This window comes from Nocardia sp. NPDC055053, assembly GCF_053608285.1.
In genome coordinates this window covers 183,758-198,780 of sequence record NZ_JBSGVD010000001.1, presented here as the reverse complement: position 1 = coordinate 198,780, position 15,023 = coordinate 183,758, and the positions used below count along the sequence as shown (strand labels likewise).

General features: G+C 68.4%; 17 protein-coding genes. 12 read left to right on the top strand and 5 right to left on the bottom strand.

The features are described from left to right. Positions 1 to 71: 71 nt before the first annotated feature. Entirely contained in the window at positions 72 to 875 is an 804-nt protein-coding gene (locus ACWF82_RS00865) for a VOC family protein (RefSeq protein WP_452496630.1), read from the bottom strand. Between the two features lie 325 nt (positions 876 to 1,200). Here ACWF82_RS00865 and ctaD point away from each other — a divergent pair, with 325 nt between their 5' ends. The 11 genes from ctaD to ACWF82_RS00810 all read left to right on the top strand — a co-directional run bounded on the left by ctaD (position 1,201) and on the right by ACWF82_RS00810 (position 11,400). Further along, positions 1,201 to 2,943: an aa3-type cytochrome oxidase subunit I gene (gene ctaD, locus ACWF82_RS00860; protein WP_189027200.1), complete on the top strand. Its 1,743-nt coding sequence runs from the start codon at positions 1,201 to 1,203 to the stop codon at positions 2,941 to 2,943. An 87-nt stretch (positions 2,944 to 3,030) separates the two neighbouring features. Then, entirely contained in the window at positions 3,031 to 4,260 is a 1,230-nt protein-coding gene (serB, locus tag ACWF82_RS00855) for a phosphoserine phosphatase SerB (protein WP_452496987.1), read from the top strand. An 81-nt stretch (positions 4,261 to 4,341) separates the two neighbouring features. Beyond that, positions 4,342 to 4,806, top strand: a complete 465-nt coding sequence (locus tag ACWF82_RS00850; RefSeq protein ID WP_452496628.1) for a hypothetical protein — start codon at positions 4,342 to 4,344, stop codon at positions 4,804 to 4,806. A 75-nt stretch (positions 4,807 to 4,881) separates the two neighbouring features. After that, on the top strand, positions 4,882 to 5,664 hold the full coding sequence (locus ACWF82_RS00845) for a peptidyl-tRNA hydrolase (RefSeq protein WP_452496627.1): 783 nt from the start codon (positions 4,882 to 4,884) through the stop codon (positions 5,662 to 5,664). A 137-nt stretch (positions 5,665 to 5,801) separates the two neighbouring features. Then, on the top strand, positions 5,802 to 5,960 hold the full coding sequence (locus ACWF82_RS00840; protein WP_452496626.1) for a hypothetical protein: 159 nt from the start codon (positions 5,802 to 5,804) through the stop codon (positions 5,958 to 5,960). Positions 5,961 to 5,978: 18 nt separating this feature from the next. Next, entirely contained in the window at positions 5,979 to 6,812 is an 834-nt protein-coding gene (locus ACWF82_RS00835) for an ABC transporter ATP-binding protein (protein WP_378845918.1), read from the top strand. Between the two features lie 193 nt (positions 6,813 to 7,005). Further along, positions 7,006 to 7,812, top strand: a complete 807-nt coding sequence (locus ACWF82_RS00830) for an NUDIX hydrolase (RefSeq protein WP_452496624.1) — start codon at positions 7,006 to 7,008, stop codon at positions 7,810 to 7,812. Between the two features lie 10 nt (positions 7,813 to 7,822). Beyond that, on the top strand, positions 7,823 to 8,599 hold the full coding sequence (locus ACWF82_RS00825; RefSeq protein WP_452496623.1) for an enoyl-CoA hydratase-related protein: 777 nt from the start codon (positions 7,823 to 7,825) through the stop codon (positions 8,597 to 8,599). 87 nt (positions 8,600 to 8,686) lie between these two features. Continuing rightward, positions 8,687 to 9,664: a class I SAM-dependent methyltransferase gene (locus ACWF82_RS00820; RefSeq protein WP_189027215.1), complete on the top strand. Its 978-nt coding sequence runs from the start codon at positions 8,687 to 8,689 to the stop codon at positions 9,662 to 9,664. After that, on the top strand, positions 9,665 to 10,939 hold the full coding sequence (locus ACWF82_RS00815) for a THUMP-like domain-containing protein (RefSeq protein WP_452496621.1): 1,275 nt from the start codon (positions 9,665 to 9,667) through the stop codon (positions 10,937 to 10,939). Positions 10,940 to 10,995: 56 nt separating this feature from the next. After that, entirely contained in the window at positions 10,996 to 11,400 is a 405-nt protein-coding gene (locus ACWF82_RS00810) for a nuclear transport factor 2 family protein (RefSeq protein ID WP_452496619.1), read from the top strand. A gap of 15 nt (positions 11,401 to 11,415) precedes the next feature. On the opposite strand, the gene ACWF82_RS00805 is transcribed toward ACWF82_RS00810, so the two are convergent. The 3 genes from ACWF82_RS00805 to ACWF82_RS00795 all read right to left on the bottom strand — a co-directional run bounded on the left by ACWF82_RS00805 (position 11,416) and on the right by ACWF82_RS00795 (position 13,704). Next, on the bottom strand, positions 11,416 to 12,147 hold the full coding sequence (locus ACWF82_RS00805) for an FHA domain-containing protein (protein WP_452496618.1): 732 nt from the start codon (positions 12,145 to 12,147) through the stop codon (positions 11,416 to 11,418). 371 nt (positions 12,148 to 12,518) lie between these two features. Next, positions 12,519 to 12,788: a hypothetical protein gene (locus ACWF82_RS00800; RefSeq protein ID WP_452496616.1), complete on the bottom strand. Its 270-nt coding sequence runs from the start codon at positions 12,786 to 12,788 to the stop codon at positions 12,519 to 12,521. 247 nt (positions 12,789 to 13,035) lie between these two features. Then, positions 13,036 to 13,704 (bottom strand): serine protease, encoded by a 669-nt coding sequence (locus tag ACWF82_RS00795; RefSeq protein ID WP_452496614.1) that lies wholly within the window; start codon positions 13,702 to 13,704, stop codon positions 13,036 to 13,038. Positions 13,705 to 13,810: 106 nt separating this feature from the next. On the opposite strand from ACWF82_RS00795, the gene ACWF82_RS00790 reads away from it, so the two are divergent. Continuing rightward, positions 13,811 to 14,086 (top strand): hypothetical protein, encoded by a 276-nt coding sequence (locus tag ACWF82_RS00790; RefSeq protein WP_452496612.1) that lies wholly within the window; start codon positions 13,811 to 13,813, stop codon positions 14,084 to 14,086. Between the two features lie 17 nt (positions 14,087 to 14,103). Here the strand turns inward: ACWF82_RS00790 and ACWF82_RS00785 are convergent, their stop codons facing one another. Beyond that, positions 14,104 to 14,643 (bottom strand): DUF1697 domain-containing protein, encoded by a 540-nt coding sequence (locus ACWF82_RS00785; protein ID WP_452496611.1) that lies wholly within the window; start codon positions 14,641 to 14,643, stop codon positions 14,104 to 14,106. Between the last annotated feature and the right edge of the window lie 380 nt (positions 14,644 to 15,023).

Below are 15,023 nucleotides of genomic sequence, written 5' to 3'. Positions count from 1 at the left end.
ACCCCCCCCCGGGGCGGTGGTGTGGACACTCGGGCTGGGGTGGCGCCGGGGGCGCCGCGCCCCCACCACGCTCAGCGCGTGTTTCCGCCGATACAGAAGTGGGCGCCGGTGGGGTCGGTGAGGCCGGCCAGGCGGCCGTAGGGGGTGTCCATCGGGTCGAAGACGAGGGCGCCGCCGAGGGCTACGGCCTGGGCGGCGGTTTTGTCGACGTCGTCGGCGCCGAAATAGACCGTCCACGAGCCGGGGATGCCCTCGGGGAGGTGGCCGGTGGCGTCCATGACGCCGCCGCGCATCGGGGAGGTGGCGTGGATGGTGGTGTAGCGGAACTCGGGGGAGTCGGCGACGGTGAACGGGTCACGCCAGCCGAAGACCTCGCGGTAGAAGGTCAGCGACGGCTCGTAGGCGCGGGTCATCAGCTCGAACCAGGACGGCACGCCGTCGTGGTTGCTCCAGACACCGTCGGCGACGTCGCCGATCGCCTCGAAGCCGGGGAACTCGCCTGCCTGCCACACGCCGACACCGACGCCGCCGACATCGGCCAGCACGGCCATGGTGCCCAGCTCGCCCACCGCCATCGGCTCGACGAACACATTCGCGCCCGCGGCGCTCGCCTTCGCGGTGGTCGCGGCGGCGTCGGCGGCGGCCAGGTAGACGGTCCAGCGGTCGGGGAACGGATCGCCGTCGTCGGGGACGCGGTTCATCGCGCCGGCGACGGCCTTGCCGTCCTTGCGCAGGGTGGTGTAGCCACCGAATTCCTCGCCGCCGCGTTCGGCGGTCCAGCCGAACAGCTCGCCGTAGAAGGCGATGGCACGGTCGAGATCGGCGGTGTAGAGATCGACCCAGGTGGGATCACCGGGCTGCGGGGCACTGGACATGACGACTCCTCGGCTGTGGGGGAATAGCTCGACAGAGACGGTGGCAGGCGCGCCCACCGTCATCGATGATGACGGCCCGGCGGCCGAAAAGTCATCGCAGGCAACCGTTGCACCCGTGCGACCTGCGGAGGAAGATCGAGACCGGCGTCCGGCCGGCATGCCGTCGTCCATCTACGGCGCGCTGAATACGACACAGAGTAGGACCCGCTCGTGATGCTGCGGCAGCACGGTTTACGATTCACTCCAACGCATGCTGACCGTCGTCTGCCTCTGATCAGAGGGCGGAGGGCCTGCGAGTGACGTACAGGCATCTTCAGGAGGATCAGTGACTGCGGTAGAGCCCAGGCCAGTCCCTCAGTTGGAAGCGACTCGACCGTATCCTGCTCGGACCGGGCCCAAGGGCTCGTTCCTGTACAAGGCGGTCACCACCACCGACCCCAAGGTGCTCGGCACCATGTACCTGGTGACGGCGATCAGCTTCTTCCTGGTCGGCGGTCTCATGGCGCTGCTCATGCGCGCCGAGCTGGCGCGCCCGGGTCTGCAGTTCCTCTCGCCCGAGCAGTTCAACCAGCTGTTCACCATGCACGGCACGATCATGCTGCTGTTCTACGCGACGGCGATCGTGTTCGGCTTCGCCAACATCATCCTGCCGCTGCAGATCGGCGCCCCCGACGTCGCCTTCCCGCGACTGAACGCGTTCAGCTACTGGCTGTACCTGTTCGGTGGCTCCATGGCGACCGCGGGCTTCGTGACCCCCGGTGGCGCCGCGGACTTCGGCTGGACGGCCTACGTGCCGCTGACCGACATCCTGCACTCGCCCGGTGTCGGCACCGACCTGTGGATCCTGGGCCTGGCCGTCTCCGGTCTTGGCACCATCCTCGGTGGCGTCAACATGCTCACCACCGTGGTCTGCCTGCGCGCGCCCGGCATGACCATGTTCCGCATGCCGATCTTCACCTGGAACATCGCGGTGACCTCGGTCCTGGTGCTGCTGGCCTTCCCGCTGCTGACCGCGGCGCTGTTCGGTCTGGCCTACGACCGCCACCTGGGCGGCCACATCTACGACCCGGCCACCGGCGGCATCCTGCTCTACCAGCACCTGTTCTGGTTCTTCGGCCACCCCGAGGTCTACATCATCGCGCTGCCGTTCTTCGGCATCGTGTCCGAGATCTTCCCGGTCTTCAGCCGTAAGCCGATCTTCGGTTACACCACGCTGGTCTACGCGACCCTCGGTATCGCCGCGCTGTCGATCGCCGTGTGGGCGCACCACATGTACGCCACCGGCGCCGTGCTGCTGCCGTACTTCTCCTTCATGACCTTCCTCATCGCGGTCCCGACCGGTGTGAAGTTCTTCAACTGGATCGGCACCATGTGGCGCGGTCAGCTGACGTTCGAATCACCGATGCTGTGGTCGATCGGCTTCCTGGTGACCTTCCTCTTCGGTGGTCTGTCGGGTGTCATCCTGGCCTCGCCGCCGCTGGACTTCCACGTCACCGACTCGTACTTCGTCGTCGCGCACTTCCACTACGTGCTCTTCGGCACCATCGTGTTCGCCACCTTCGCCGGTATCTACTTCTGGTTCCCGAAGATCACCGGCCGCATGATGGACGAGCGCCTGGCGAAGTGGCACTTCTGGACCACCTTCGTCGGCTTCCACACCACCTTCCTGGTGCAGCACTGGCTGGGCGCCGAGGGCATGCCGCGTCGCTACGCCGACTACCTGCCCAGCGACGGCTTCACCACGCTGAACACGATCTCCACCATCGGTGCCTTCATCCTCGGCTCGTCGATGCTGCCGTTCGTGTGGAACACCTTCAAGAGCTACCGCTACGGCGAGGTCGTCACGGTGGACGACCCGTGGGGCTACGGCAACTCCCTCGAGTGGGCCACCACCTGCCCGCCGCCGCGGCACAACTTCTACGAGCTGCCGCGCATCCGCTCGGAGCGTCCGGCGTTCGAGCTGCACTACCCGCACATGGTCGAGCGCATGAAGGCCGAGGCGCACGTCGGCTGGGGCTCGGCCAAGCACGCCACGCACGTCGCCGAAGGCACGCTGGCGAAGAAGTAAGTAGGAAACAGCCAAACGACTAGGGGTGTGCACCTGCTGGGTGACCAGCAGGTGCACACTCTTTTTGTGGGTAATCGAACGGAGCAGATCGACTTGGCCGACACCACAGTTCTCGTGACCGTCACCGGCCCCGACCGACCTGGCGTCACTTCTGTGCTGCTGACAGCGCTGTCGAGACACCAGGTGAGCCTGCTGGACGTGGAGCAGGTCGTCATCAGGGGCAGGCTCACCCTCGGTGTGCTGGTGTCGTGTCCCAACGACCCCGAGGCGCTGCAGGACGAGCTCGAAGAGGCGATGAACACCGTCGGCATGCAGGTCGACGTGTCCGTCGACGCGCAGATCGGCAAGCCGCCGATGTCGACGCACGCCGTGGTGGTGCTCGGCGCCCCCGTCACCGCGCACGCGTTCAGCGCGATCTCGCGGATGCTCGCCGCCCTCGGCGCCAACATCGACACCATTCGTGGCATCGCCGACTACCCGGTGACCGGCATGGAACTGATGGTCACCGCGACCGACACCGGCGCCGACACCGATTCCCGGCTGCGCACCGCGCTGGCCGACGTCGCCGTCGCCGAGCAGGTCGACATCGCCGTGGAACGGGCCGGGCTGGCCCGTCGCGCCAAGCGGCTCATCGTCTTCGACGTGGACTCCACCCTGATCCAGGGCGAGGTTATCGAGATGCTGGCCGCGCACGCCGGTGTCGAGGAGCAGGTCCGCGAGGTCACCGAGGCCGCGATGCGCGGTGAACTCGACTTCGCCGAATCGCTGCGTCAGCGGGTCGCGACCCTGGAAGGTCTCGACGAGTCGGTGATCGAGGAGGTCGCCGACCGGATCGAGCTCACCCCCGGCGCCCGCACCACCATCCGCACGCTGCGGCGGCTCGGGTTCCGCTGCGGTGTGGTCTCCGGTGGGTTCCGGCAGGTCATCGAGCCGCTCGCGCACGATCTGGAACTCGACTTCGTGCAGGCCAACACCCTCGAAATCGTCGACGGCAAGCTCACCGGCCGGGTGGTCGGCGAGATCGTCGACCGGGCCTTCAAGGCGACCGCGCTGCGCAAGTTCGCCGCCGACGCGGGCGTGCCGATGGAGCAGACCGTGGCGGTCGGTGACGGCGCCAACGACATCGACATGCTCAACGCCGCCGGACTCGGTGTCGCGTTCAACGCCAAGCCCGCGCTGCGCGAGGTAGCCGACACGGCGCTGTCGCATCCGTACCTGGACGCGGTGCTGTTCATCCTCGGCGTCACCCGCGACGAGGTCGAGGCGGCCGACGCCCGCGACGGCGGGGTGCGCCGGGTTCCGCTGCTCGGGCGGTAGTTGCGGGCGCGTCGTCCCAGGATGGGGCCGAAGCGGCGTTAGCCTCCAGCGCAGGGTGTCCTTCGGCGTCGGGAGAACTCCATGCGGAAAGTGCTGCCACCGGCTCGAGTGGACACTGCGGGTGCCGGTCGTCTGGTTCCGCGAGGCTTGCTCGTCCTGGCCACCGTCGCAGGCCTGCTCGCCGGATGTGGCGACGACGACGTCACCTCGACGACGATCGAGCTGCCGACCACCGCACCGGCGGCCGCGGTGAGCCCGGTCGAGGTCGACCAGACGTTCAGCGGCGGGACCGTCGGCGTGGAGCTCGGTCAGCTGCTGCTGGTCCGGCTACCGCAGAACCCGGACGACACCGAGCAGTGGATGCCGGTGAATATCGAGGAGGGTGTCCTGTCCGCGGAGCCACCCCAGTCCGACGGCGCCAGCACGCTGTGGCCGTTCCGTGCTGTCGGGCCCGGCATGGCGACCATCCAATTCGTCTACGGTCCGGCCAGTCAGCCACCGCTCGAGCCGGGGCCGCAGTTCATCCTGTTCGTGCAGGTCGCGTAGCGGCGACCGAGACCGTCCGGTCGGCTCGCTAGGCTGGGCCGGACTGGTGGCGTCGATCGAATCGGGTGTTGTGGCATGGGCAGCGCGGAACTGAGCAGCGTGGAGACCGAGGTGGAGGTCAGCGACACCGCGGCCGAATTCGCGGTGCGGCACGCCGAATTGGCGCGAGGCTACGGCGGCAACGGCGACCCGGACGACCCGGCCATGGTCCAGGCGATGCAGATGGTGCTGCACATCCCGAAGACCCATCCGCCCGCCCGCAGCGCGCTCCTGGAGGCCGCGGCGGCCGCTGCCGTCGCCGTCTGCCTCGACCCGCGCTCCGGGCCGGGTGGGGAGTGGGAGCCGCGGTATCTGGCGTGGAAGCGGTCCAGGATCAGGAAGGTGGCCCGGCGGGCGCGTGGCTCGCAGTGGGTGGCCGCGGGTGCGGTCGACGGTGTCACGATCGATGTCGACGGCGCGCAGGCGCGTGCGTTCGTTCCCGGCCCGGTCGGCACGATCGACCAGCGGATCCGCAAACTGCAGATCGGCGGCACCGATCTCGAGCACGACGAGCCGGGCCCGCCGGACCCGCGACTGCCCGTGCTGTGGGTCAACGCGGCGCTCGAGATGTCGGTCGGCAAGGCGGCCGCCCAGGTCGGGCACGCGAGCATGCTGCTGGCGGGGGCCATGCCCGTGACGGCCGCCGCGGCCTGGGCCGGGCACGACTTCCGGTGCGCGGTCCGCGATGCCGACGACCAGCGGTGGGCCGGATTGGTGGCCGAGGTGGCCGCGGGTCGCGCTGTCGCCGTGCGCGACGCGGGCTTCACCGAGGTGGCACCCGGCTCGATGACGGTGATCGCGGTGCCCGCCCAGGCCTGACCCGCAGGCACGCGTGGCCGAATCCCGCTGTTCGGGGCCGGTTTTCGCGACTCGCCGTCACGACGGGGTGTATCTGGGGGATCGTGGGGGTATATGAAACCGACGGCCCAGGCATCCAGGCGTAGGGAGGTTCCGCGATGGTGACCACGATTGTGGTGATCCTGATCGTGTGGGTGGTGCTGTCGGTGCCGGTCTCTATTCTCGCCGCCAGGATTCTGCGTGGCGAGCCCGACGGGCATCGCGATTCCGCGCCGACCAGCAACGACGAATCCCATCAGGGCCGGTCGTTCCGCTGAGGGCCCGCGTGGTCCAAGATGGAGCGCGTGTCGCAACCCGATCCCGATCTGCTCATCGACTTCTCCGACGTGACCATCCGCCGCTCGGGCCGAACGCTCGTCGGCCCGGTCAGCTGGCAGGTCGAGCTCGACGAACGCTGGGTGGTGCTCGGCCCCAACGGGGCAGGCAAGACCTCGCTGCTGAGAATGGCCGCCGCCGAGGTCCATCCGACCTCCGGTGACGCGAACCTGTTGGGGGAGACGCTCGGTCGCGTCGACGTCACCGAGCTGCGCCCGCGCATCGGGTTGTCCTCGGCGGCGGTGGCCAGCCGCATCCCCGTCGACGAGAAGGTCAGCGACCTGGTGGTGTCGGCAGGCTACGCGGTGCTCGGCCGGTGGCGCGAACGCTACGACGACATCGACACCGACCGCGCCGTCGACATGCTGGAAACCCTGGGCGCCGAACACCTTTCCGACCGCACCTACGGCACCCTGTCCGAAGGCGAACGCAAGCGGGTGCTGATCGCACGCGCCCTGATGACCGACCCGGAACTGCTGCTGCTCGACGAACCAGCCGCGGGCCTGGACCTGGGTGGGCGCGAGGAGCTCGTGGAGCGGCTCGGCTACCTGGCCGCCGACCCCGACGCGCCCGCGATGGTCCTGGTGACCCACCATGTGGAGGAGATCCCGCCGGGCTTCACCCACGCCATGCTGCTCAGGGAGGGCGAGGTCGTCGGGCAGGGGCTGCTCGAGGACGTGCTCACCGCCGAGAACCTCAGCGCCGCGTTCAGCCAGTCCATCGCGCTGGACCGGGTCGACGGGCGCTGGTTCGCCCGCCGGGCGCGCCGGGCGGGGCAGCACCGCCGCGCCTGACGCCCGCTCAGCGGGAACCGTGGACCGGACCGCCGCACTGATCCGCTTTGCTGACCAAGCGGGCGTTAGGGTGCAGAGGAGGCCGGAGTCGCGGCCGCGCCTGCACGCGCGCGGCCTGCCCGGTGCTCCGGCAGGCGATGGGGCCGGTCGGAGACGGTCGCCGGGCCGTGCCCGGCGGTGGAGAGGAACGGGTATGAGTGAGTCCGCGGTAGCCGCACGCGACGCGTCGACGGTGATGCTGGTGCGCGACGGTGTCGCAGGCGTCGAGGTGTTCCTGCAGCGCCGGGTGACCGGCATGGCGTTCGCGGCGGGGGTGACCGTGTTCCCCGGTGGCGGTGTCGACGCCACCGACGGCGTCGCCGACATCGCCTGGTCCGGTCCCGGACCCGCGTGGTGGGCCGAGCGTTTCGCGACCGACGAGCAGTCGGCGCAGGCGCTGGTCGCCGCGGCGGTGCGGGAGACCTTCGAGGAATGCGGTGTGCTGCTGGCCGGGCCGACCACCGATTCCGTCGTCGACGACTCCACGCGCTACCGCGAATCCAGGGGCAAGCTCGAGCGCCGTGAGCTGTCGCTGGCCGACTTCCTCGCCGCCGAGGGCCTGGTCTTGCGGGCCGACCTGCTGCGGCCCTGGTCGAACTGGATCACCCCCGAAGCCGAACCCCGCCGCTACGACACCCGGTTCTTCGTCGCGGTGCTGCCGCAGGGACAGATCGCCGACGGCGCCACCTCCGAGGCCGCACACGTGTCGTGGCAGACGCCCCAGGGCGCCTTGGCGAGCTGGCGGGCGGGCGAGCACGTACTGATGCCGCCGACATGGTCGCAGCTCGACGCGCTGTGCGGATTCGCCGACACCGCCGCCGTGCTGGCCGCCGACCGCGATATCGCGCCGATCATGCCGGTGTACTCGCCGGGCGCCGAGGGCAGGCCGCTGTCGAACTTCCCCGACAACGAACGGTTTTTCGCGGAGCTGCCGCAGCAGAGCCCACTGCGCGGCCGGTAGGTTTGGCCGCATGGCCGAATTCGTCACCCTCGAGCTGCCCGCCGAGCCGACCGCTCGCGGCGTCGCGCTGCTGCGCATCGATCGTCCGCCGCTGAACCTCGTCGACGCCCAGCTGGCCCGTGAGGTCGCCGCGGCGGCCGAGACGGTGGGCAGGCACCCCGGGGTCGCCGCGCTCATCGTCTACGGCGACGAGCGGGTGTTCAGCGCGGGCGACGAGATGACCGAGCTCGCCGAGCTCGACGCCGAGCAGGCCGCCGCCATGGCCGCCGATCTGCAAGCCGCCCTCGGCTGCCTCACCCAGGTGCCGCAGCCGACGGTCGCCGCGATCACCGGCTACTGCCTCGGCGCCGGTCTGGAGCTGGCACTCGGCGCCGACCACCGGATCATCGGCGACAACGTCAAACTCGGGCTGCCGCAGATCAAGGCGGGCCTGATCCCGCTGTCGGGGATCCGCAGGCTCTCGCTGCTGATCGGCGCGAGCCGCGCCAAGGACCTCGTCTACACCGGTCGATTCGTCGACGCCGAGGAAGCCGCGAAGCTCGGTCTGGTCGACGAGGTCGTCGCCCCCGACGACGTCCTCACCGCCGCCCGCCGCTGGGCCGAGCAGTTCGTGACGGCCGCGCCGCGCGCTCTCGCGGCCGCCAAGGCGGTCTTCGAAGCGGGCCCGCACGGTCACGCCACCGCGGTCACCGAATGGTCGGCGCTGTTCGACACCGACGACGCCCGCACCGGCACCCGCACCTTCGCCGCGGAGGGCCCGAACAGCGCTGTTTTCACCGGCCGGTGAGCTGAGACCGGTCGATCGACCAATTGGAACCGCCGGAAACAAGACCGCCCATTGCGTGCCAAGGGTCTCCTATTACTCTTGGCGGTTATGACGGTCCACCCCGATGACCCGGCGCCGAACCCGCACGCCACCGAGGCCGAGGTCGAAGCAGCGCTGAAGGACACCAAGCTCGCCCAGGTCCTGTATCACGACTGGGAAGCGGAGACGTACGACGACAAGTGGTCGATCTCCTATGACGAACGCTGTATCGCGTATGCCCGCGGCCGGTTCGACCTTGCGGTCGGCCCCGCCCCACTGCCCTACGAACGGGCGCTCGAGCTCGGCTGCGGCACGGGGTTCTTCCTGCTGAACCTGATGCAGGGCGGCATCGCGAAGAAGGGTTCGGTCACCGACCTCTCGCCCGGCATGGTGAAGGTCGCGCTGCGCAACGCCGAGCACCTCGGCCTGGATGTCGACGGCCGCGTCGCCGACGCCGAGACCATCCCATACGACGACGACACCTTCGACCTCGTGTGCGGCCACGCCGTGCTGCACCACATCCCGGACGTGGAGCTGGCGCTCAAGGAGTGCCTGCGGGTGCTCAAGCCGGGCGGGCGTTTCGTCTTCGCCGGCGAGCCGACCACCATCGGCAACCTCTACGCCCGCAAGCTCGGCCAGGCCACCTGGAAGGTGACCACCGAGATCACCAAGCTGCCGTTCCTGTCCGGCTGGCGCCGTCCGCAGACCGAGCTGGACGAGTCCTCTCGCGCCGCCGCGCTCGAGGCCGTCGTCGACCTGCACACCTTCGACCCGAGCGATCTCGAGAAGATGGCCAAGTCGGCCGGTGCCGTCGACGTGAAGGCCACCACCGAGGAATTCGCCGCCGCCCTGTGGGGCTGGCCGGTGCGCACCTTCGAGGCCGCCGTCCCCGACGAGAAGCTGACCATCGGCTACCGCATGGCGCAGTACCGCGCCTGGCTCGGCCTGAGCTGGCTCGACGAGAACGTCCTGCGCAAGGTCGTCCCGCGCGAGTTCTTCTACAACGCGATGATCACCGGCGTGAAGCCGGGCGCGGCGCAGAAGTAAGTGGGGTACCGCTTCGGCCGCGACGACGTCGCCTATCTGGGCAGCGCGGCGGGATCCGCCGCGCTCGCCGAGGTCGACCGGCTGGAGCTCACCCCGGCGACGCACCTGCGCGATATCGAGCAGGTGCGTCGCTCGCACGACGCGCATGCGGCCGCGCTGATCGAGACGGTGCGGTTGCGGCGTAAGGCCGCGGTGAAGCTGCCAGCGGCGGCCGAGTGGTTGTTCACCGATGACGCCCTGCAGCAGGCAACGCCCGCGCTCGTCGCCCGGCATCGGGCCGCGCGGCTGGCCGGCCGGGCGGTGCACGATGTCACCTGTTCGATCGGCGCGGAACTCGCGGAGCTGGCCGAGGTGTGCCCGGCGGTCATCGGTAGTGATCTCGACGAGGTGCGATTGGCGATGGCCGCCCACAACCTCGGCGTCGCGCCGCTGTCGGTGACAGGTCTCGGCACAGACGTCGAGCACGCGGCTACGCGCGCCGGCGGAGCTCCGCATGCGGTCACTCACGAGGGTTCGCCGGTTCGCGGACGAAACATAGTGCTGGCCAAGGCCGATGCCCTCACCCCGATCTCCCGCGACACGGTGATCATCGCCGATCCGGCCCGCCGAGCCGACGGTCGCCGCACCCATGACCCCGCGAAACTCCAGCCCCCACTGCCCGACCTGCTCGCCGCCTACGCGGGCCGCGACATCGCCGTGAAGTCCGCCCCCGGACTGGATTTCGACCGGCTCGGCTGGGCCGGCGAGATCGAGGTCGTCTCCCTCGACGGCGCGGTCCGCGAAGCCTGCCTGTGGTCCCCCGGCCTGACCGGCCCCGGCGTCACCCGCCGCGCCACCGTCCTCGATTCCCGCGGCGGCGCAACGACTCTCACCGACGCCGCCCCCGACGACATCCCCGACCAGCCCCCCGGCGAGTGGATCGTCGACCCTGACGGCGCGATCGTCCGCGCGGGCCTGGTCCGCCACTACGCCGCCGAACACGGCCTCTGGCAACTGGATCCGCACATCGCCTACCTCACCGGCGACACCGTCCCCTCAGGCATGCGCGGCTTCCGCATCGAGGACCGCTTCGAACTGCGCGAGAAGACACTGCGCCAGGAACTGTCCCGCCGCGACTGCGGCCCGCTGGAGATCCTCATCCGAGGCGTCGACATCGACCCGGACGCCCTCCGCAAGAAGCTCAAGCAGCGCGGCACCCAGCCCTACACCTTGGTGATCACCCGAATCGGCCGCAACGCAACAGTTTTCCTGTGCACGGCCCAGGCGGCCAGGTAAGGCTGCTACGACGCCGCGATCGAACACATGTTCCCCTCGGCGGCTAAGCTGTGCCGGTGACCAACGAGAACCCCGCCGAGGCCGCCATCCATCGCTACTTCGCCGCACTCCAGTCGGGCACCCCGGCGCTGTTGAAGGAGTGCTTCACCGATGACGCGCGCTGGATCGCCCCAGGCCGGCTGCCCAACTCGGGAACCTGGCACGGACCGGACGCCATCGTCGACGAGTTCTTCCCGATCGCGATGGCCCGCATGCGGCCGGGCTCGTTCACCACGGACCTGCTCAGCCTGACCATCGGCGACTCGAACGCCGTCGTCGAGTGGCGATCGAGGGCGACCACGACCTCAGGCCACGAGTACGACAACGCCTACATCGCGAACTTCGTCGTCACCGACGGCAAGATCTCCGAGGTACGCGAGTACTTCGACACCCACCACGGCGAGACGCTGTACCAGTACTGATCTGGGCCGGGATCCTCAGCGACATCGATGCTCGCGCCGGGGTCGGAGCGGGGTTCCGTCCGATCCGACCGGTTTTCGATCGGTCAGCACACCGCTCTCGAGCGCGCGGTCGACCAAGAACATGCGCTTCTGGTTCTGCGGGAAGTCCGCGACGCCGAATATTTCGAATAGCGCCCGCATGTGGGTCTTCACGGTGGAGACGCAGAGGCGCAGATCTTCGGCGATCCGGCAGTTCGACGCCGGGTAGGCGTGCGCAAACTCGGTCGCGCGCGACTGGCAGAGTGCTTCCAGGATCAGGTATTGAGCGTCGGTCAGCGAATCCCGTGATACCCGCAGGACGGGCGTCGTCAGCACTTCCGGTTCCAGCAGGCAGCCGCCACCCTCGCTGAAGGTGAACACTGACTGCCCGACCCGGAGCGTATCGCCGGATTCCAGAGTGCGACGACCACCGACGAGCTCGCCGTTGACGAACGTCCCGTTCCTCGACATCCCATCGTCGATGATCACCCAGCAGTCGCCGATCCGTTCGATGGCGGCGTGCAGTCGCGACACTGTCGGATCTGCCGAGACCGTGATATCTGCGGCGTCCGACCGCCCGATGGAAATGGTGCCCAAGCAGGAATCGAGGCGATATTCGCGCCGAATCCCATGCTCGAGATTCAGTACCAGAGTGCATGCGCTGGCTGAGGGCTGCGACAAAGGCCAGTCCACGGTGGAGTTCAGTGGGTTTTCGAGTGCTTCTGGCACGCTCATATGATCATGACCTGCCTTCTTCAGTTGCCCTCGAATCCAGTGTGCGCCACCGCGGCGCCGAACGCATGAGTAGTCGACTAGTCAAAAGGATGGGCGGTATCAGCCCTGGGGGCGAAAGTGGCATCGCACGAAATCCCCACCGTCAGAAGCCTTCTCCAGTCCATGAGAACATCGGTGCGCGGCTGCGTCGACGGTGAAACCGCTGATATCCATCGGTCGCCGCTACCTCGGTCGGCACTACCTGATGGCCCGCAAAAACGATCAGGCGACCGCCATGGCGCGTTCGACCCGGCACGCGGAGTTCATCTCCTCATGCCGGGAAACCGCAGGTCACGGATGGGTTAGTGGGACGCCGTCGCCTGCGATCAGAGGGTTATCGCACAGGCGATTCCTGCAGTGACGTTGAAGAGGGCGACGAAACCACAGAACGGAAGGAAGAGCAAGCTGAGGCCCAGGGTAAAGGGAGCGGCTACCCCGGCAGGCACGACCGGCAGGGGGATAATCTCGGAAGTTTCCGCCACCTGGACAGGCGCAGGCGGTTCGGCCGGGGCTGCGGTAGAAATGCCTGCGCCGAGGGCGATCATTGGTGCGATCGCTGCCACTGCTATGGTTGTCCGAATCTTGTTCGTGGTCATGGTGCTACTTCCTTAAATGGAATTTTGGACACGTCTGATCGGTTGTGACCTCCCCCCAACTTGAACCGTACGCGGGGAGTTCGCAGAAGTTCCAGCGTCCAGCGGGCTGAAAACACTCAGACCTTGGGTGGATTCTGGGGGCGCTATCGGCCCCGACGCACCGCTTCCTCCTCTGCGCACACGATCACACCCGCCATCGCGGCTGCGTGCCAGCCTGGTGGGTCGCGGGGTCGTGGGGCGTGTTCGGTCAGATCGGCCGGAATCCCGCTCCGACGCCACCACGCGCATCGATATCGGCGATGACGGAAGTGATGTTGACCCCGACCAGCGGTCCGAGGCAGGGCACGTACAGGGAGCCGTTGACCATGCTGACAAGCGTTGTCCCGATGACGACGGGGCCACCGGAGTCGCCGAAGGTAGCGCAGATCTGCGTCAGGGTCGCGTTTTTCGATTGCACTGGGTCGCCCCAGGTCACACCGCAGGTGTGGCCGGTGGTCCGGCCTTCTTTGCAGGCGATGTCGGGGAATTGCGCCGGACCGCCGATTCCGGTGATGGTCGTGCTGCCGACCCGGTTCACCGGGATGACCTTGTCCGGGTCGAAAGTGATCACGGCGTAGTCCATATCTGTGTTCGTGGAGGTGAACGTGCCGACCACGCCTGCAGCGAGGTTCGCCTCGGCGGAGACTTCGGACCCGACGGTTCCGCAGTGCGCGGCGGTGAACCCGACCAATCGGCCGCTGGAGTCGTGCCCGATCGTGGTGAGCGTGCAGTTGTCCTCGGCCTTGGTGTTCAAGACAATTCCGGAGCCGCCGCCCAGGATTGCGGGATCCGCGGCGTGTGCTGTGCCGATCTGGCCGGCATGCGCTGCGCCGAGCGCTGCCAGGAGGGTGAATGCTGCTGCGACTGCTCTCGACATGTCCCATCCGATCGGTTGGGCCGCGGTGTCTCGTGCGGCGACGCGATAACGACGCTTTTCACTATCGGTAGACGATAGCAAGACCGCATCACTGGAAGGTCGTCTCATGCACGCGCGAACGACCGTGGCCTCGGCGACGGCGGGGTCGGCGCCGCGCAGTGATTCGTGCGTCGGCGCATCCGGCACGTGGGCGGGGCGCCCGATCGCGAATTCCCTGCGCGGCACCGGAATCCCCTCCTCGCTGAGCAGGCTCAGGTACGAGCACACGCAGCCGACGGCCGCTGGTTACCGCACGCGCACCGAATACCGTGCGGGTGAACAGATTCCGGTCGGCTACGCCACCGAGTCGCTGGCCGTCGACGCGCTGCTGCGCGGCAGGTAGCGAGTACTGCTCGCACCCTAACTTTCCATCTTCTTCACCACCCGCTGGACCGTGAGCCAGGTTCGGGTGGTGATGTCCTTGCCGTAGGTCTTGTCCAGGCGGGCCATGAAGTCGGGGGTTTTGCCGGTGCTGTTGTCGATGACGGTGAGGAACGCGCGGGCCTCGCGGTCGTAGCCGATGACGCGGGTGAGGGGGTCGTCGTCGAAGGCCTTGGTGTCCGCTTCGCGCATGGTGTTCTTGAAGAAGGTGACGGTGAGGTAGGAACCGCGTTCGTGCGGGAGGCCCTCGAAGGGGTCGCGGTCCAGGAATTCACGCAGTTCGGAGTGACTGCGGATGATGGTGCCGCCGGGGATACCGAGTTCGGCGGCCAGGGCCTGCTGAATGCGTTCTTCCAGGTCGGCCCGATCGTCGGCGGTGCGGAAGACGACATTGCCGCTGGATAGCACCGAGGCGACCTTGTCGAAGCCCAGACCCTCGAACACGCCGCGCAACTTCTCGTTGCGCATGTTGGGGTTGCTCGGCCCGATCCCTCGCAGCAGCGCCGCATATCTGTCCACGGAGCCGACCGTACCTACCGCCACCGACACGCACCACCGCCCAGGAGCGCGCGTCGGGGGCTCGGTCTGTCAGGCCTGCGCCGCGGCGTTCTTCTTTGCGGGGGTCGCAACGTTGAGTCTTGGTCAGGGATAGCACGAGCCGGAACCGGCGGTGTGGTACTGGCCGGCTACTTTGCCCCTGCCGGTCCGGCATGGCGACCCTGCCGGTGCAGGGCATAATGCCGCTGGCCTTCGCCGGGCCGGCGCATTGCGTCGCGGTACTTGTTCAGCGGGTCATACAGCGAAGACGCAGGGGGCTGTCAGCAAGGGCAGGATCGGCGGCACAAAGCAGATCGGGAACGCGAGCAGGCTGAGCCCGAGTGTGAATGGCGCCAGTAGCA

Excerpts from the sequence above, each read along its gene's own strand:
- ACWF82_RS00865 (WP_452496630.1), bottom strand. The coding sequence starts at position 875 with ATGTCCAGTGCCCCGCAGCCCGGTGATCCCACCTGGGTCGATCTCTAC.
- ACWF82_RS00850 (WP_452496628.1), top strand. The coding sequence starts at position 4,342 with ATGCGGAAAGTGCTGCCACCGGCTCGAGTGGACACTGCGGGTGCCGGT.
- ACWF82_RS00845 (WP_452496627.1), top strand. The coding sequence starts at position 4,882 with ATGGGCAGCGCGGAACTGAGCAGCGTGGAGACCGAGGTGGAGGTCAGC.
- ACWF82_RS00840 (WP_452496626.1), top strand. The coding sequence starts at position 5,802 with ATGGTGACCACGATTGTGGTGATCCTGATCGTGTGGGTGGTGCTGTCG.
- ACWF82_RS00835 (WP_378845918.1), top strand. The coding sequence starts at position 5,979 with ATGGAGCGCGTGTCGCAACCCGATCCCGATCTGCTCATCGACTTCTCC.
- ACWF82_RS00830 (WP_452496624.1), top strand. The coding sequence starts at position 7,006 with ATGAGTGAGTCCGCGGTAGCCGCACGCGACGCGTCGACGGTGATGCTG.
- ACWF82_RS00825 (WP_452496623.1), top strand. The coding sequence starts at position 7,823 with ATGGCCGAATTCGTCACCCTCGAGCTGCCCGCCGAGCCGACCGCTCGC.
- ACWF82_RS00820 (WP_189027215.1), top strand. The coding sequence starts at position 8,687 with ATGACGGTCCACCCCGATGACCCGGCGCCGAACCCGCACGCCACCGAG.
- ACWF82_RS00800 (WP_452496616.1), bottom strand. The coding sequence starts at position 12,788 with ATGACCACGAACAAGATTCGGACAACCATAGCAGTGGCAGCGATCGCA.
- ACWF82_RS00795 (WP_452496614.1), bottom strand. The coding sequence starts at position 13,704 with ATGTCGAGAGCAGTCGCAGCAGCATTCACCCTCCTGGCAGCGCTCGGC.
- ACWF82_RS00790 (WP_452496612.1), top strand. The coding sequence starts at position 13,811 with ATGCACGCGCGAACGACCGTGGCCTCGGCGACGGCGGGGTCGGCGCCG.